This is a genomic window from Caballeronia zhejiangensis (assembly GCF_022879815.1).
Classification (GTDB): domain Bacteria; phylum Pseudomonadota; class Gammaproteobacteria; order Burkholderiales; family Burkholderiaceae; genus Caballeronia; species Caballeronia zhejiangensis.
Genome location: NZ_CP084283.1, coordinates 623,398 through 637,859, shown reverse-complemented (window position 1 = coordinate 637,859; position 14,462 = coordinate 623,398). Strand labels below are relative to the sequence as shown.

Annotated in this window: 16 protein-coding genes; 8 read left to right on the top strand and 8 right to left on the bottom strand. The window is 66.0% G+C overall.

Annotation, left to right across the window (positions count from 1 at the left end):
* Positions 1 to 62 precede the first annotated feature (62 nt).
* From LDZ23_RS03005 to panD, 3 genes are read left to right on the top strand one after another with little or no spacing between them, the layout of a single operon-like run.
* Positions 63 to 890 (top strand): segregation and condensation protein A, encoded by an 828-nt coding sequence (locus tag LDZ23_RS03005; protein WP_034472990.1) that lies wholly within the window; start codon positions 63 to 65, stop codon positions 888 to 890.
* Between the two features lie 60 nt (positions 891 to 950).
* Positions 951 to 1,784, top strand: coding sequence for a pantoate--beta-alanine ligase (gene panC, locus LDZ23_RS03000; RefSeq protein WP_008351071.1), 834 nt, complete (start codon positions 951 to 953; stop codon positions 1,782 to 1,784).
* Between the two features lie 14 nt (positions 1,785 to 1,798).
* On the top strand, positions 1,799 to 2,185 hold the full coding sequence (gene panD, locus LDZ23_RS02995) for an aspartate 1-decarboxylase (protein WP_008351073.1): 387 nt from the start codon (positions 1,799 to 1,801) through the stop codon (positions 2,183 to 2,185).
* A 57-nt stretch (positions 2,186 to 2,242) separates the two neighbouring features.
* On the opposite strand, the gene LDZ23_RS02990 is transcribed toward panD, so the two are convergent.
* The gene (locus LDZ23_RS02990) at positions 2,243 to 2,869 is read right to left on the bottom strand and encodes a ParA family protein (RefSeq protein ID WP_008351074.1); all 627 of its coding nucleotides are present in this window, start codon (positions 2,867 to 2,869) and stop codon (positions 2,243 to 2,245) included.
* Between the two features lie 177 nt (positions 2,870 to 3,046).
* On the opposite strand from LDZ23_RS02990, the gene LDZ23_RS02985 reads away from it, so the two are divergent.
* Positions 3,047 to 3,466, top strand: a complete 420-nt coding sequence (locus tag LDZ23_RS02985; protein ID WP_034472911.1) for a PaaI family thioesterase — start codon at positions 3,047 to 3,049, stop codon at positions 3,464 to 3,466.
* Here LDZ23_RS02985 and LDZ23_RS02980 read toward each other — a convergent pair.
* A complete protein-coding gene (locus tag LDZ23_RS02980; RefSeq protein ID WP_244807771.1) occupies positions 3,460 to 4,935 on the bottom strand; it encodes a cobyric acid synthase in 1,476 nt (491 codons plus the stop codon). The genes LDZ23_RS02985 and LDZ23_RS02980 overlap by 7 nt on opposite strands.
* A 56-nt stretch (positions 4,936 to 4,991) precedes the next feature.
* On the opposite strand from LDZ23_RS02980, the gene cobU reads away from it, so the two are divergent.
* The 4 genes from cobU to LDZ23_RS02960 are packed head-to-tail and all read left to right on the top strand — an operon-like array spanning position 4,992 to position 8,377.
* Complete coding sequence (gene cobU / locus LDZ23_RS02975; protein WP_244807770.1) at positions 4,992 to 5,540, top strand: bifunctional adenosylcobinamide kinase/adenosylcobinamide-phosphate guanylyltransferase; 549 nt, start codon at positions 4,992 to 4,994, stop codon at positions 5,538 to 5,540.
* Between the two features lie 4 nt (positions 5,541 to 5,544).
* Positions 5,545 to 6,486 carry an adenosylcobinamide-phosphate synthase CbiB gene (gene cbiB / locus LDZ23_RS02970; RefSeq protein ID WP_244807769.1) on the top strand — a complete coding sequence of 314 codons (942 nt, stop codon included), beginning with the start codon at positions 5,545 to 5,547 and terminating at the stop codon, positions 6,484 to 6,486.
* A 5-nt stretch (positions 6,487 to 6,491) separates the two neighbouring features.
* Positions 6,492 to 7,487: a threonine-phosphate decarboxylase CobD gene (cobD, locus tag LDZ23_RS02965; RefSeq protein ID WP_244807768.1), complete on the top strand. Its 996-nt coding sequence runs from the start codon at positions 6,492 to 6,494 to the stop codon at positions 7,485 to 7,487.
* Entirely contained in the window at positions 7,484 to 8,377 is an 894-nt protein-coding gene (locus LDZ23_RS02960; protein WP_244807767.1) for a cobalamin-binding protein, read from the top strand. Before cobD ends, LDZ23_RS02960 begins: the two co-directional genes overlap by 4 nt.
* On the opposite strand, the gene LDZ23_RS02955 is transcribed toward LDZ23_RS02960, so the two are convergent.
* The 6 genes from LDZ23_RS02955 to LDZ23_RS02930 are packed head-to-tail and all read right to left on the bottom strand — an operon-like array spanning position 8,378 to position 14,434.
* Positions 8,378 to 8,947, bottom strand: coding sequence for a histidine phosphatase family protein (locus LDZ23_RS02955; RefSeq protein WP_244807766.1), 570 nt, complete (start codon positions 8,945 to 8,947; stop codon positions 8,378 to 8,380).
* Entirely contained in the window at positions 8,932 to 9,690 is a 759-nt protein-coding gene (locus LDZ23_RS02950) for an adenosylcobinamide-GDP ribazoletransferase (RefSeq protein ID WP_244807765.1), read from the bottom strand. The genes LDZ23_RS02955 and LDZ23_RS02950 overlap by 16 nt, the downstream gene beginning before the upstream one ends.
* A gap of 1 nt (position 9,691) precedes the next feature.
* Positions 9,692 to 10,744: a nicotinate-nucleotide--dimethylbenzimidazole phosphoribosyltransferase gene (gene cobT, locus LDZ23_RS02945; RefSeq protein WP_244807764.1), complete on the bottom strand. Its 1,053-nt coding sequence runs from the start codon at positions 10,742 to 10,744 to the stop codon at positions 9,692 to 9,694.
* A gap of 11 nt (positions 10,745 to 10,755) precedes the next feature.
* Positions 10,756 to 11,532, bottom strand: coding sequence for an ABC transporter ATP-binding protein (locus LDZ23_RS02940; protein ID WP_244807763.1), 777 nt, complete (start codon positions 11,530 to 11,532; stop codon positions 10,756 to 10,758).
* A complete protein-coding gene (locus tag LDZ23_RS02935) occupies positions 11,529 to 12,557 on the bottom strand; it encodes a FecCD family ABC transporter permease (RefSeq protein WP_425306892.1) in 1,029 nt (342 codons plus the stop codon). Before LDZ23_RS02935 ends, LDZ23_RS02940 begins: the two co-directional genes overlap by 4 nt.
* Positions 12,554 to 14,434, bottom strand: coding sequence for a TonB-dependent receptor domain-containing protein (locus tag LDZ23_RS02930; protein WP_244807762.1), 1,881 nt, complete (start codon positions 14,432 to 14,434; stop codon positions 12,554 to 12,556). The genes LDZ23_RS02935 and LDZ23_RS02930 overlap by 4 nt, the downstream gene beginning before the upstream one ends.
* Between the last annotated feature and the right edge of the window lie 28 nt (positions 14,435 to 14,462).

The following is a 14,462-nucleotide window of genomic DNA, read 5'->3' as shown; positions in this document are numbered from 1 at the left end:
CGCAATCGTCCGCGCATTCGCCGTCTGAGGCAAAGCGCGACGAAGCCCGGGAAGACCGTGCCGTGGCGCTCGCCACGCCCGCAACCGATTCGACGCCCGACACCATCGACGGCGTCGCGATCGCGCACCTGTACGGCGAGCCGCTCTGGAAGCTGCCGACCGACCTGTACATCCCGCCCGACGCGCTCGAGATCTTTCTCGAAGCCTTCGAAGGCCCGCTCGACCTGCTGCTCTATCTCATCCGCAAGCAGAACTTCAACGTGCTCGACATCCCGATGGCGGATGTCACCGCGCAATATCTCGGCTACGTCGATCAGATTCGCGAATCGAATCTCGAGCTGGCGTCGGAATATCTGCTGATGGCCGCGATGCTGATCGAGATCAAGTCGCGCATGCTGCTGCCGGTCAAGAAGGCCGACACCGGCGAGGAAGCCGAAGATCCGCGCGCCGAACTCGTGCGGCGTCTGCTCGAATACGAGCAGATGAAACTCGCCGCGCAGAAGCTCGACCAGTTGCCGCAACTCGGCCGCGACTTCCTGCGCGCGGACATTTACATCGAGCAGTCCGCCGAGCAGCGCTTCCCCGACGTCGACATGAACGACCTGCGCGCCGCGTGGGCCGACGTCATCAAGCGCGCGAAGCTCGTGCAGCATCACAAGATCACGCGCGAAGAGCTTTCGGTGCGCGAGCACATGAGCGTGATCCTGCGGCGTCTGCAGAACGCGCGCTTCATGGAGTTCACGGAACTCTTCGACACCACGCGCGGCGTGCCGGTAGTCGTCGTGAACTTCATCGCGATGCTGGAGCTGTCGCGCGAATCGCTGATCGAAATCACGCAGGCCGAACCCTACGCGCCGATCTACGTGCGGCTCGCGTATTCTCCTGCCTAGTCTTTCTTATCTTTTTCCGCGTGGCGGCGCACCGGCCGCTCGACAGGAGACACCCGCTCGATGAAAGTCATCAGCTCCATCCACGAACTGCGCGACCAGTTGCGCGGCCAGAACCGAACCGCCTTCGTCCCGACGATGGGCAACCTCCACGAAGGCCATCTCTCCCTGATGCGTCTCGCGCGCCAGCACGGCGATCCCGTGGTCGCGAGCATTTTCGTGAATCGTCTGCAGTTCGGCCCGAACGAAGATTTCGACAAATATCCGCGCACGCTGCAGGACGACATCGAAAAGCTGCAGAAGGAGAACGTCTACGTGCTGTTCGCGCCGACCGAGACGGACATGTATCCGGAGCCGCAGGAGTATCGCGTGCATCCGCCGCACAATCTCGGCGACATTCTCGAAGGCGAATTCCGCCCCGGCTTTTTCACGGGCGTGTGCACCGTCGTCATGAAACTGATGTCGTGCGTGCAGCCGCGCGTCGCGGTGTTCGGCAAGAAGGATTATCAACAGTTGATGATCGTGCGCGCCATGTGCCATCAGTTCGCGCTGCCGACGGAAATCGTCGCGGCGGAAACCGTGCGCGATGAAGACGGCCTCGCGCTGTCGTCGCGCAACCGCTTCCTGTCCGCCGACGAGCGCGCCGAAGCGCCGCAGCTCGCCGCCGCGTTGCAGCGCGTGCGCGAAGCCGTGCTGTCGGGCAATCGCGATATCGCCGCACTCGAACGCGACGCGATGAACGCGCTCGCCGACCGCGGCTGGAAGCCGGACTACATCAGCGTGCGCAAACGCTCGAACCTGATCGCGCCGGGCGCCGACGAAACCGACGCGCCGCTCGTCGTGGTCGCGGCGGCCAAGCTCGGCGCGACGCGTCTCATCGACAATCTGGAAATCTGAAGGAAGGAAGCATCATGCAGCGCACCTTGTTGAAATCGAAGATTCACCGCGCGACGGTCACGCATTGCGAATTGCATTACGAAGGCTCGTGCGCGATCGACGAAGACCTGCTCGACGCCGCGAACCTGATGGAAAACGAGCAGATCGACATCTGGAACGTGAACAACGGCGAGCGCCTGACCACGTACGCGATCAAGGGCGAGCGCGGCAGCGGCATGATTTCGCTGAACGGCTCGGCGGCGCGCCGCGCGCAACTCGGCGATCTCGTCATCATCGCGGCGTTCGCGCAAGTCGACGAGGAAGAGATCAAGGCGGGCTGGAAGCCGAACCTCGTGTTCGTCGACGAGGACAATCGCATCAAGGGCAGCCGCGATCACGTCCCGACGCAGAACTGGACCTGATTTCCGGGCGGTTTTCGTCCGACGAAGCCGGCGTTCCTCAACGGACGCCGGCTTTTTTCATTTCTTCGACACCCAGTCGATGATCGGCTCCCACTGCTCCAGATCCTTTTCGACGCGGCTTTTGGCCACGTCCCAGATCGTGAGGCCGTGCGCGGCGAGCTGCACGTAGTTCTGCGTATCGCGCAAGAAGCCGAGCACCGGCAAATCGAGTCCTTCGACGAAACGATGCAACTGTTCGGCCGAGCGCGTGCGTGCATCGACGCGCATGCCGACCACGCCGACCTGAATCGCGCCCTTCCTCACCGCCTTCTCCTTCGATAGCCGCGTGAGAAAGTCCTGCGTCGCGAGGATGTCGAACATCGACGGCTGGAGCGGCACGATCACTTTATCGGCGAGATCCAGCGCGAGCGACAGGCGGTTGCCGTGCACGCCGGCGGGCGTATCGACGACGGCTTTCTCCAGACCTTTGGGCGGCTTCGCGGGAGAATCGACGTCGACGGCCCATTCCTCGATCTTCGGCAGCATATCGACGCGCAGCGAAAGCCACGCGTGCGACGAGCGCTGCTTGTCGAGATCCGCGAGCGCGACCCATTCGCCTTGCGCCGCGAAATAGCCGGCCAGATTGGTTGCGAGCGTGCTTTTGCCGACGCCGCCTTTAGGATTTGCCACCACGATCACGGTCATGAAGTGTCCTGGATTTTGTTGGGCGCGCTCGCGCAGTGTTTCCGCGCCGCGCACGATTTCGTCTTGACTAGAACAGGTGCATGATTTCGAGCGTTGATATTATCGGCAAAACTCGCGCGGCCGGCATCTCTCCCGAACGGCCGTACGCCTTCCTCCATTTCAACCGACCGAACGCTCATGACGCCCCTTCGCCCCGATGTCACGCTCGATTTCCTTCGCAATCGCCAGAAAGGCCGCCTGCCCGAGCTGCTCGGCGTGCAACTGATCTCGCTCGATCAGGGCCAGTTGAGCGGCGAACTCACGATCCGCCCGGAATTGCTCGCGCCGAATGGCTTTCTGCATGCGGCGACGGTCGTCGGCCTCGCGGATACGTGTTGCGGCTACGCGTGCATCGCGCATCTGCCGGAGAAGGCGCAGAACTTCACGACGCTCGAACTGAAGAGCAACCACGTTTCGACGGCGCGCGAAGGCAGGATCGTCGCGAAGGCGACGGCCGTGCACCTCGGGCGCAGCACGCAGGTGTGGGACGCGACGGTCACGAACGGCGACGGCAAGCTGATCGCCATGTTCCGTTGCACGCAGATGATTCTTTATTGACCGAAGGCAGCTTGTAGCGCGTCCAGATCGAGCGACTGCGCGAACGAATCGGCGAGGCGATCCAGCGACGCCTCGCGCAGCGCCGGATAATCGAGCAGCTCGGCGTCTTTTACGCCCGCCCATGCGAGCAGCGCGGCGCAGGCTTCGGGCGTATCGAAAACGCCGTGCAGATACGTCGCGGCGATCTGGCCGTCATCCGATACCGCGCCGTCGACACGCCCGCCGTCCAGCGCGACCAGCGGCCGCGCGAGCGCCGGTCCGCGCGTGCGGCCCATGTGGATTTCATAGCCGCGCACGGGCGCTTTGGCATCGCCGATGGTCAACCGTCCGGTGACATTCTCCAGTTGCTTCTGCGGCGTTAGCACGGTCGAGAGATCGAGCAGCCCGAGGCCGCCCACGCACCCCGCCGCGCCTTCGACGCCATCGGGATCGTCGATCTCGCGTCCGAGCATCTGCATGCCGCCGCATATGCCGAGCACCTTGCCGCCGTATCGCAGATGCCGTTCGATCGCGCGATCCCAGCCGTTTTCGCGCAGCCATGCGAGATCGCGCTGCACGCTCTTCGAACCGGGCAGCACGATCAGATCGGCGGGCGGCGGCGCAACGCCCGCGCGCACATAGCTGAAGTCGATCTGACGATGCGCCCGCAGCGCATCGAAATCCGTGTGATTGCTGATGCGCGGCAGCGCCGGCACGATCACCTTCAGCGCGGGTGCATCGCCCCGCGTGTGCGGCTGGCTCGGCAGCATGTCCTCGGCGTCGAGCGTCAGGCCGTGCAGATACGGCAGCACGCCGAACACCGGCTTGCCCGTCTGCGCTTCCAGCCAGTCGAGCCCCGGCTTCAACAAGCCGATATCCCCGCGAAACCGGTTGATGACGAAGCCGCGAACGCGCGCCCTTTCGCTCTCCGACAAACACGCGAGCGTGCCGACGAGATGCGCGAACACGCCGCCGCGATCGATATCGGCGACGAGCACGACCGGGCAATCGACGCGCTCCGCGAAGCCCATGTTGGCGATATCGCCGTCGCGCAGATTGATTTCGGCGGGACTGCCCGCGCCTTCGACGATCACCGCGTCGAAGTCCTTCTGCAAGCGCTCGTACGACGCGAGCACGGCGTCGAACGCGATGCGCTTGTACGCGTGATACGCGCGCGCGTCGAGGTTCGCGTGCGCGTGACCGTGGATGATGACCTGCGCGCCGCGATCGCTCGTCGGCTTGAGCAGGACCGGATTGAAGTCGATGCGCGCATCGACGCCCGCCGCGATCGCCTGAAGCGCCTGCGCGCGGCCGATCTCGCCGCCATCGACGGTCACTGCGCTATTGAGCGCCATGTTCTGCGGCTTGAACGGCGCGACGCGCACGCCGCCGCGCCGGGCGAGGCGGCACAATCCGGCGACGAGCGTGCTTTTGCCGGCATCGGACGTCGTGCCCTGGATCATCAGCGTGCCGCGTGGCGTGAATGGCATCGGAGGATTCTCATGAAGAGCGACGCGCTATCTTAGCCCGTCAGTACAATATCGCGATGACCCCCGACCTCACTTTCATCCTCGGCGGCGCACGCTCCGGCAAGAGCGCGCACGCCGAACGGCTCGCCGCCGAAAGCGGCCTGCCCGTGACGTATATCGCGACTGCGCGCGTCGGCGACGCGGAGTTCGCCGAACGCGTGAAGCTGCATCGCGGGCGCCGGCCCGCACACTGGACGCTCGTCGAAGCGCCGCTCGATCTCGCGGGCGCGTTGCGCGAAGCGGATCGCGCGGGACATTGCGTGCTGATCGACTGCCTGACGCTGTGGCTCGCGAATCTGCTTTTTTCGAAAGAAGCGATGAGCGACGAAATCGCCGTTCTGCCCGACAGCGCCCGCGATGCCTTCGCGCAATTCGACGCAACGCTCGGGCAGACGAAAGGCAAAGTGATCGTCGTGAGCAACGAAATCGGGCTGGGCGTCGTGCCGCTCGGCTCCGTCACGCGTCTTTATGTCGATGAACTCGGCCGGCTGAATCAGCGCGTCGCGGCCGCGAGCACACGCGCGACGCTGATGGTCGCGGGCCTTCCGCTCGCGCTCAAGGGTTAGCGCGATGCTCCTTCTCTCCGCCTACGCAATGGCGCTTCTCGCCGTGCTCGGCGTGATCGTCGATCGCATCTTAGGCGAGCCGCGCGCGCGGCATCCGCTCGTCGGCTTCGGCAATCTCGCGACGAAGCTCGAAGCGCGCGTGAACACCGGCTTTCGCGCGCGGCCGGCGGGCATCCTCGCGTGGTTCGCGCTGGTCGCGCCGCCGGTCGGCATCGCGTGGTTTCTGGTCGGCGCGCTGCCGTTCGCGTATGCGTGTCTCGTGCATGTTCTGCTGCTCTGGTTCGCCCTCGGCGCGAAAAGCCTGCGCCAGCACATCGCGCCGATCGCTCGCGCGTTGAGTTTCGGCGATATCGATCACGCGCGCGTGCTGACGTCGCGCATCGTGTCGCGCGATACATCCCAAGCCGATGAAAACGCGCTCTCGCGCGCGGCGGTCGAATCGGCGCTGGAAAACGGCAACGATGCGATCTTCGGCGCGCTCTTCTGGTTCGCGGTCGCGGGCGGCCCCGGCGCGCTGATGTTCCGCCTCGCCAACACGCTCGACGCGATGTGGGGTTATCGCACGCCGCGCTTTCTGCGTTTCGGCTGGGCGGCCGCGCGCTTCGACGATGTGCTCAACTTCATCCCCGCGCGCCTCACGGCCGCGACCTACGCGCTCGCCGGCGACACGCACATGGCGTGGCACTGCTGGCGCACGCAGGCGCGCTCGTGGGATAGCCCGAACGCGGGGCCGGTAATGGCCTCGGGGGCCGGCAGTCTCAACGTGCTGATCGGCGGCGCGGCGGTGTACCACGGCGTGCTCGAAACGCGTCCGACGCTCGGCGCGGGCCATCCGGCGACGGCGAAGCATGTCGTCGCGGCGTTGCGGCTCGTCGAGCGCGCGACATTGATGTGGCTCGCGGTGCTATTGATGATCGCGGTTCTGAGCGTAACGACGAGTGGCTGACTGACATGACGCAATCCATCCGGCACGGCGGCAATCTGCGCGAGGCCGCGCGCCGCTACGCGATATCTCTCGATGACTGGCTCGATCTGTCGACCGGCATCAATCCGCACGGCTATCCGGTGCCGCCCGTCGCGCCCGATGCGTGGCGGCGCCTGCCCGAAGACGACGACGGCCTCGCCGAAGACGCCGCGCGCTACTACGGCGCGCCGCTCGCGTTGCCGGTGGCGGGATCGCAGGCGGCGATACGCGCGTTGCCCGCGCTTTTGCGCCGCGGCACGGCGGCCGTCGCGCCGCTCACGTACGGCGAATACGCGCCCGCGTTCGCACGCGCGGGCCACGCGATCGCCACGCTCGACATCACGAAGCACGATTTGCCCGATACGTTCGATCACGTCATCGTCGCCAATCCGAACAATCCGACGGCCGAGCGCGTCGCGCCCGACACGCTGCTTTCCTGGCACGAACAGCTCGCCTCGCGCGGCGGCACGCTGATCGTCGATGAAGCGTTCGCCGATACCGATCCCGCATCGTCGCTGGCGAGCGAGACGGCGCACGACGGGCTCGTCGTGCTGCGCTCGGTCGGCAAGTTTTTCGGGCTCGCGGGCATTCGCGCGGGTTTCGTGCTGGCCGCGCCCGCGCTCGCCGACGCGTTGCGCGACGCGCTCGGCGCATGGACCGTGAGCGGCCCGGCGCGACATGCGGTCGCCGCCGCTTTCGCCGATATCGCGTGGCAGCGCGAAATGCGCGAGCGTCTGCATCGCGATGGCGCGCGCCTTGCCGCATCGATCGCGATCTACGGTTTCGACGTGCGCGCGACGCCGCTTTTCGCGTGGACAGCGACGCCGAAAGCGCCCGAACTGCAACACGCGCTCGCGTTGCGCGGCATCTGGACGCGTCTTTTCGATCCGCCCGGCATGACGCCGAGCCTGCGCATCGGATTGCCAGGCGCGGAAGGCGACTGGGCGCGCCTGTCGCTCGCGCTGCGGGAGATTTGCGCGTGAGGTTGTGCCGTGCGATTGCCCTGCTGATCGGCTTCGCGGTGACGCAAGCGCATGCGATCACCGTCGTCGATGACAGCGGCGCGTCCGTCACGCTCGCGAAGCCCGCCGAACGTGTCGTCAGTCTCGCGCCGCATGTGACCGAGTTGCTGTTCGCGGCGGGCGGCGGCGCGCGCGTCGTCGGCGCGGTGACGTATAGCGATTATCCGAAAGAGGCGCAGGCGATTGCCCGCGTCGGCGACAACAAGGCGCTCGATCTCGAACGCATCGTCGCGTTGCATCCGGATCTGATCGTCGTGTGGCGGCATGGAAATGCGGCGCGTCAGATGGATCGGCTGCAGGCGCTCGGCGTGCCGATCTATTTCAGCGAGCCGAAGCATCTCGACGATATCGCGGCGAGCATCGGCAAGCTCGGCGCGCTGCTCGGCACGCAGAATGAGGCACGCGCCGCGTCCGATGCCTTCACGCGCGCGATTGCGCGATTGCGTGCGCGTTACGCGGAACGGCCGCGCGTGAGCGTGTTCTATCAGGTGTGGGACGATCCGTTGATGACGCTCAATCGCGACAACGTTTTCGACGAAGTGATCGGCTTGTGCGGCGGCGCGAACGTGTTCGCAGCCGAGAAACCGCGCGTGCCGACGATATCGACCGAAGCCGTGCTCGCGGCGAATCCGGAAGCGATCGTCACGGCGACACCCGGCGCGACGAAGCCCGATCGCCCGTTGCCCGCGCTCGAAAGATGGCGGCGCTGGACATCGATGACGGCGGTGGCGCGCGGCAATCTTTTCGGCATCGACGGCGATCTCATCAATCGGCCGACGCCGCGGCTTGCGCTGGGCGCGGATGAGCTGTGCCGCGATTTGGAAATCGCGCGCGAGCGGAGGACGAAGTAGTCAGGCGTTCCACCGCACAAGCAGCCACTGCCCGCGCACGCGCCTGAACCACGCGATCCCGCCGAAATCGAGCGGCCATTGCAACGCCGATTCACGCGCGACGCCGAGCAGATGCGCAGCAAGCACGCGCACGACGCCCGCATGCGCGACGACATGCACGGCCCGTTCATCGACACACGTCGCATCGAACCACGCGATCACGCGATGCGCGAACTGCGCGAGACTCTCGCCGCCGTGCGGACGCGCATGGGCGATATCGTCGGCCCATGCATCGATCAGCGCGCGATCGATCGCGTCCCACGCGCGCCCTTCCCACGCGCCGAAGTGCATTTCGGCCAGACGTGCGTCGAGATGAACGTCGCCGCCCAGCGCACGCGCGATCGAAGCGCAACGCACGAGCGGACTCGCGTGCCATCCATCGACGCATGGGGGCACGTTCAGCGCCTTCATGCGCGCCGTCAACGCGCTCGCCGATTCGCGCGCATCGCGCTGCAAAGGCACATCGGTTTGCCCGTAGCAAACGCCCGCATCGACGGCGACTTCCGGATGCCGGATCAGGACGAGATCCATGCGAGCCCTATGAGATAGATCGCGATCTCGAACACTTGCTGCGCGAAACCGAGGCAATCGCCCGTGTAACCGCCAATGCGCCGCACGAAGTACCGTCCGATGAACAAGCGCAGAACGATCAGCGCGACGATCGTCACGCACGCGAGCTTCCAGTCGGTCACGAAGAGCCACGGCAGGCCGAACGCGAGCGCCAGCGCGAACGACGACACGCTCATGCGCTGCGCGACCGGCTTCGCCTTGCCTTCGGCGCGCACGTAATCGAGCGTGACGAGATAGCTGATTGCGAACGCGCGGCTCGCGGCGTGCGCGGCGATCATCGTCCACGCGACGCGTTGCGGCGGCAATGCGGCGAGCGTCTGCCATTTCAGCGCGAGCGCGATCATCAACGCAATCGCGCCGAACGCGCCGATGCGCGAGTCGTGCATGATGCGTAACGCGTCCTCGCGCGTGTATGCGCCGCCGAAGGCATCGACGCAATCGGCGAGTCCGTCTTCGTGAAACGCGCCGGTCAAGACGAGCGTCGCGGCCATCGAAAGCAGCACCGCGATGCCCGCCGGAAACACGCGCAACGCCGCGAGATACACCAGCGCCGCGACGCCGCCGACCATCGCGCCGACGAGCGGAAAATAGCGCGCCGCCGCGTTCAGATAGTCGCGCTCGAAGCCGACCCAGCGCGGCACCGGCACGCGCGTGAAATAGCCGAGCGCGGTGAAGAAATAGCGCAGTTCGTCGAGCGGGCGCATCTCAGTCGGCTTTATTCGAGACGCCCGCCGACTCGAAGCTCGCCATTTCGTCGACGAACGCGACGGCCGCGCGCAGGATCGGCAACGCGAGCGCCGCGCCCGTGCCTTCGCCCAGACGCAACTCGAGTTGCAGCAGCGGCGCGGCACCGAAATGCGCGAGCATCCGGCGATGCCCCGTCTCGTTCGATGCATGCGCGAACACGCAATAGTCGAGCACGTCAGGCGCCATCTTCGATGCAACCAGCAACGCGGAAGTCGCGATGAAACCATCGACGAGTATCGTCATGCCCGCGCACGCGGCGGCGAGATACGCGCCCGTCATCATCGCGATTTCGAAGCCGCCGAAGGTCGCGAGCGTGTCGATCGCATCGCCTTCATCGCGATGCAGCGCGAGCGCTTTAGACAGCACCTCGCGCTTGTGCGCGAGTCCTCGCTCGTCGAGACCGGTGCCGCGCCCGACGCACTCGTCGATCGAAAGAACGCACAGACGGCTCATCAAACATGCCGCCGCCGACGTATTCGCGATGCCCATTTCGCCGAAGCCGATCACGTTCGTGCCGAGCGACGCGTGATGCCGCACGCGCGCCGCGCCGCGCGCGATGCCTTCGAGCGCGGTCTCGCGCGACATCGCGCGTTCGTGCGCGAAGTTGCGCGTGCCGAGCCCGAGCGACAGACGCTCGTATCCATGATCGATGGGAATCGGCGTCGCGACGCCCGCATCGACGACTTCGAGCGTCATGCCGACCGAGCGCGACAGCGCGTTGATCGCAGCGCCGCCCGCCAGAAAATTCGCGACCATCTGCGCGGTCACTTCCTGCGGATACGAGCTCACGCCCTCTTTCGCGATGCCGTGATCGCCCGCGAAGACGATCATCGCGGGACGCTCGATGCGCGGCTTCGCCGTGCGTTGAATCAGGCCCATTTGCAGCGCGATGTCTTCGAGCCGCCCGAGACTGCCGGGCGGCTTCGTCTTCGTGTCGATGATGCGGCGCAGTTCGCCTTCGATGGCGCGGTCGAGCGCGCGGGGCATCGGGATGCCGTTATTCGTGGACATCGGAATTCCTTTCATGAGCGAGGGATGGAAGGCACGAGCGCTTCGTGCTCGCCATCGCGAATCAACGCGAGCGGATAGCCGAATGCGGCGCTGGCGCGTTCGGCCGTGAGCACGTCGGCGACGAGTCCCGCATGAGCGCCGCCGTTCCCGTCGAGCAGAAGCGCGTGCGTCGCGAAACGGCGCGCGAGATTCAGATCGTGGCACGAGAAGATTACGGTGCGCTTGTGCGCGCGCGCCGCGTCGCGCAACGCGTGCAGGCAATCGATCTGATGATGCAGGTCGAGATGCGAAAGCGGTTCGTCGAGCAACAGCAGCGGCGCGTTCTGGCACAGCACGGCGGCGAGCGCGACACGCTGGCGTTCGCCGCCGGAAAGCGTCAGCACGTCGCGCGACGCGAACGATGCGAGACCCAACGTTTCGAGCGCGGCGTACGCGGCGGCGCGATCCTCGTCGCTCTCCCAGCCCCAGCCGGTGAGATGCGGAAAGCGGTTGAGCAGCACGGTATCGAGCACGCTCGCGCTGAAGGCGTCGTGCGCGGCTTGCGGCATCAAAGCGCGCGCGCGCGCGAGTTCCGTCGCGCGCCATGACGCGAGCGCGCGGCCGTCGAGCGACACGCTGCCCGATGCGGCTTTCGCAATCCCGGCGAGCACGTTGATGAGCGTCGTCTTGCCCGCGCCGTTCGGCCCGGCGATGCACCACATTTCGCCCGCTTCGATCGACTGCGTGAGCCCGTCGATGAGCGTGCGCTTACCCGCGCGAAGCACGATGGCGTCGAGCCGCAAAATCATCGCGGCCTCCGCAGCAGCATCCACAGGAACATCGGGACGCCGATCAATGCCGTGACGACGCCGACCGGCAATTGCGCGGGCGCGATCACCGTGCGCGCGACGAGATCGGCGGCCATCACCGCGAGTCCGCCCGCGAGCGCGGCGGCGGGCACGAGCATGCGCTGATCGTTGCCGAACGCGAGGCGCAGCAGATGCGGCACGACGAGCCCGACGAAGCCGATGGTGCCCGCCGTCGTCACGGCGGCCGCCGCCGCGATCGATGCGACGAGATACACGCGCAGACGCAAGCGCTCGACCGGCACGCCGAGCGCGCGCGCGGTCGTATCGCCGCGCAAGAGCACGTTCAGTTGCGGTGCGACGGGAACGATGACCGCGAGCACGACGGCGAGCGCGATCAGCGCGGGCCATGGCGCCGCCGCGCCGTTGAGATCGCCCGTCAGCCAGAAGATCATGCCGCGCAAACGGTTCTCGGGCGCGACGATCAGGATCAGCGTGATGAGCGCGCCCCATCCCGATGCGATCACGACACCCGTCAGCAAGAGCCTCGGCGATGCGTCCTGTCCGCTTTGCCACAAGTCCTTGCGCGCGAGTCCGAGGACCAGAACGATCGATGCGAACGCGCCCGCGCAAGCCGCGATATCTACGCCCCACCACGGCAGCGACCCGAGCATCGCGGCAAGCGCGAAGGTTGCCGCGCCGCCGGATACGCCGAGCACGTACGGTTCCGCCAGCGGATTGCGCAACAGCACTTGCAGCAGCGCGCCGGCGAACGCGAGCAATGCGCCCGACGCGAAGCCCGCGAGCGCGCGCGGCAGACGCAAGGTCAGCACGATGTCATCGGCGATATCGGGCGTCGCCGAGTGCGCGTGAAAGAGCGCGCCGATCGCGCGCGATACGGGCAACGCGACGCTGCCCATCGCGAGCGACGCGACCAGCACGACGAGCGTCGCTGCGCCGAGCGCGATCCAGATCGCGGTGGCGCGGCTCGCGTTCATCGCGCGCGGACGTTCAGCCACGCGGCTCACGACGGATGCCAGCCCAACGTGATGTACGCGCCGCGTCGTGGCGTGTTGTACGAGTACGCAAGTTCATAGTCCTTGTCGAACAGGTTGTCGATGCGCGCCGTGACGTACCACGACTTCGAGATGTCGTAGCGCGCCGACAGATTCACGATGCCGTAGCCCGCGAGCGTCGAATCGTAATCGCTGCGTTGACCGCTCACGATCCATTCGCCACCGACGCGCCACGGCCCGATCGTGCGATGCGCCGTCAGCGTCGCGAAATGCCGCGCGCGCCGCGTCAAATCCTCGTGATTCGTTTCGTCGACGGGATTCTGGAACGTGACGCCCGCGCGCACATCCGTTGCGCCGACGTGCCCCGCCCACGATCCCTCGATGCCCTGCACCTTCGCGCGCCCGACGTTCTGCGCGACATAGTAGAAGCCGCCGTCGGACACGTAATCGATCAAATTCGAATAGCGCGTCTGAAAAAGCGTCACGCGCACCACGCCGAGCGCATTCGATGCGTACTGCAACGCCGCCTCGACCGAATGACTGCGCTCCGGCTGAATCGACGGATTGCCGCTCAGCGGATAGTAGAGATCGTCGAAGCTCGGCGCGCGAAACGAGGCCGAATAGCTCGCGCTCGCCTTCCAGTGCGCGTCGAAGTTATACGCGTAGCCCAGATAGTAGCTGTTCGCGCCGCCGAAATCGGAATACTGATCGCGGCGCAGATTCGCCTGCAACTCGTTCGCGCCGATGTGCCCCACGTAACCCGCGAACATCGAATTCACATGACGGTCGGGCGCGCTGAACTGATCGGAATCGAGCGTCTGATCGAGATGCTCGTAGCCGAAGAGCAGCTTGTGCGCGTCGCTGATCCGCACGTCGTTCTGCCACGTATATTGCCGGTTCTCCGAATCGAAACGGCTCGTATAGACGCCGTTCTGCTCGATGTTCGCGCGGTCCTGTCCCTGCGCGATCGTGAAGTGCGTCGTCCAGTTATCCGTGACGCGGCCGTTCGCGAACACCGACGCCGAGCGCACGCGATCGTGCGTTTCGTTGATATCGGTCGGCTGGCCATAGGCATCGTCGAAACTGTTGATGCCGTTCGATTGCAGGAAGCGCACGCCCGCGTCCCACTTGTCGCTGAACTCGTGACGCAGCGTCGCCGCGACGCTCTCGTTCAGATAGCCGTTCGCGTTCGGATTGGCGCCGGGCGCGATTCCCGGATCGATCGACGAGAAGCCGTCGGTTTTCTCGCGCGAGACGTTCACGCTGAAGGTCGTGCGGCCGTCCTTGTCGAGCGCGCCGCTCACGCCCGCCGATTGCCGCTGCGTGTGATAGCTGCCGTACTCCGCCTCGAAGTTGAAGCGCGGCGGATGCGCCTCGCCTTCCTTCGTGAAGATCTGCACGACGCCGCCAATCGCATTCGATCCATAGAGCGCCGACACGTTGCCGTTCACGACCTCGACGCGCCCGATCTGGTCGAGCATCAATTGCGATAGCTGTGCCGCGCCGAGCGACGCCGATTCGACGCGCACGCCGTCGATCAGCACGAGCGATTGCGACGACGCCGCACCGCGTATGAAAAGCCCCGAGTTCGAGCCCGGTCCGCCGTTGCGCGTGATCTGCACGCCGGGCGCGAGCGCGACGAGTCCGAGCGCGTCGCTTGTGTTTGCATCGGCGATGTCCTGCTCGTCAAAAAGCGATGTCTGCGGAATCGATTCGGCAAGCGGCTGCGGCGCGCGCGTCGATGTGACGACGACGGGCGCAAGCGTTTGCGTGCTGTCTTCCGTCTGGGCCGCCTGTGCAGCGCCGGCGAACGGCAAGGCGCCGATGGCCGCAACGAGCGCGCCATGACGGGAGAGACCGCTTCTGAGCGCGGCCAGTGGCAATACCATGTGTGAAGTGTTCCGTTTCGCGTGAGCG

Bases quoted from the DNA above. Each gene is read 5' to 3' on its own strand.
- LDZ23_RS02930 (WP_244807762.1), bottom strand. From the start codon at position 14,434: ATGGTATTGCCACTGGCCGCGCTCAGAAGCGGTCTCTCCCGTCATGGC.
- cobT (WP_244807764.1), bottom strand. From the start codon at position 10,744: ATGTCCACGAATAACGGCATCCCGATGCCCCGCGCGCTCGACCGCGCC.
- panD (WP_008351073.1), top strand. From the start codon at position 1,799: ATGCAGCGCACCTTGTTGAAATCGAAGATTCACCGCGCGACGGTCACG.
- LDZ23_RS02985 (WP_034472911.1), top strand. From the start codon at position 3,047: ATGACGCCCCTTCGCCCCGATGTCACGCTCGATTTCCTTCGCAATCGC.
- LDZ23_RS02940 (WP_244807763.1), bottom strand. From the start codon at position 11,532: ATGATTTTGCGGCTCGACGCCATCGTGCTTCGCGCGGGTAAGCGCACG.
- cobD (WP_244807768.1), top strand. From the start codon at position 6,492: ATGACGCAATCCATCCGGCACGGCGGCAATCTGCGCGAGGCCGCGCGC.
- LDZ23_RS02980 (WP_244807771.1), bottom strand. From the start codon at position 4,935: ATGCCATTCACGCCACGCGGCACGCTGATGATCCAGGGCACGACGTCC.
- cobU (WP_244807770.1), top strand. From the start codon at position 4,992: ATGACCCCCGACCTCACTTTCATCCTCGGCGGCGCACGCTCCGGCAAG.
- panC (WP_008351071.1), top strand. From the start codon at position 951: ATGAAAGTCATCAGCTCCATCCACGAACTGCGCGACCAGTTGCGCGGC.
- LDZ23_RS02990 (WP_008351074.1), bottom strand. From the start codon at position 2,869: ATGACCGTGATCGTGGTGGCAAATCCTAAAGGCGGCGTCGGCAAAAGC.
- cbiB (WP_244807769.1), top strand. From the start codon at position 5,545: ATGCTCCTTCTCTCCGCCTACGCAATGGCGCTTCTCGCCGTGCTCGGC.
- LDZ23_RS02955 (WP_244807766.1), bottom strand. From the start codon at position 8,947: ATGGATCTCGTCCTGATCCGGCATCCGGAAGTCGCCGTCGATGCGGGC.
- LDZ23_RS02950 (WP_244807765.1), bottom strand. From the start codon at position 9,690: ATGCGCCCGCTCGACGAACTGCGCTATTTCTTCACCGCGCTCGGCTAT.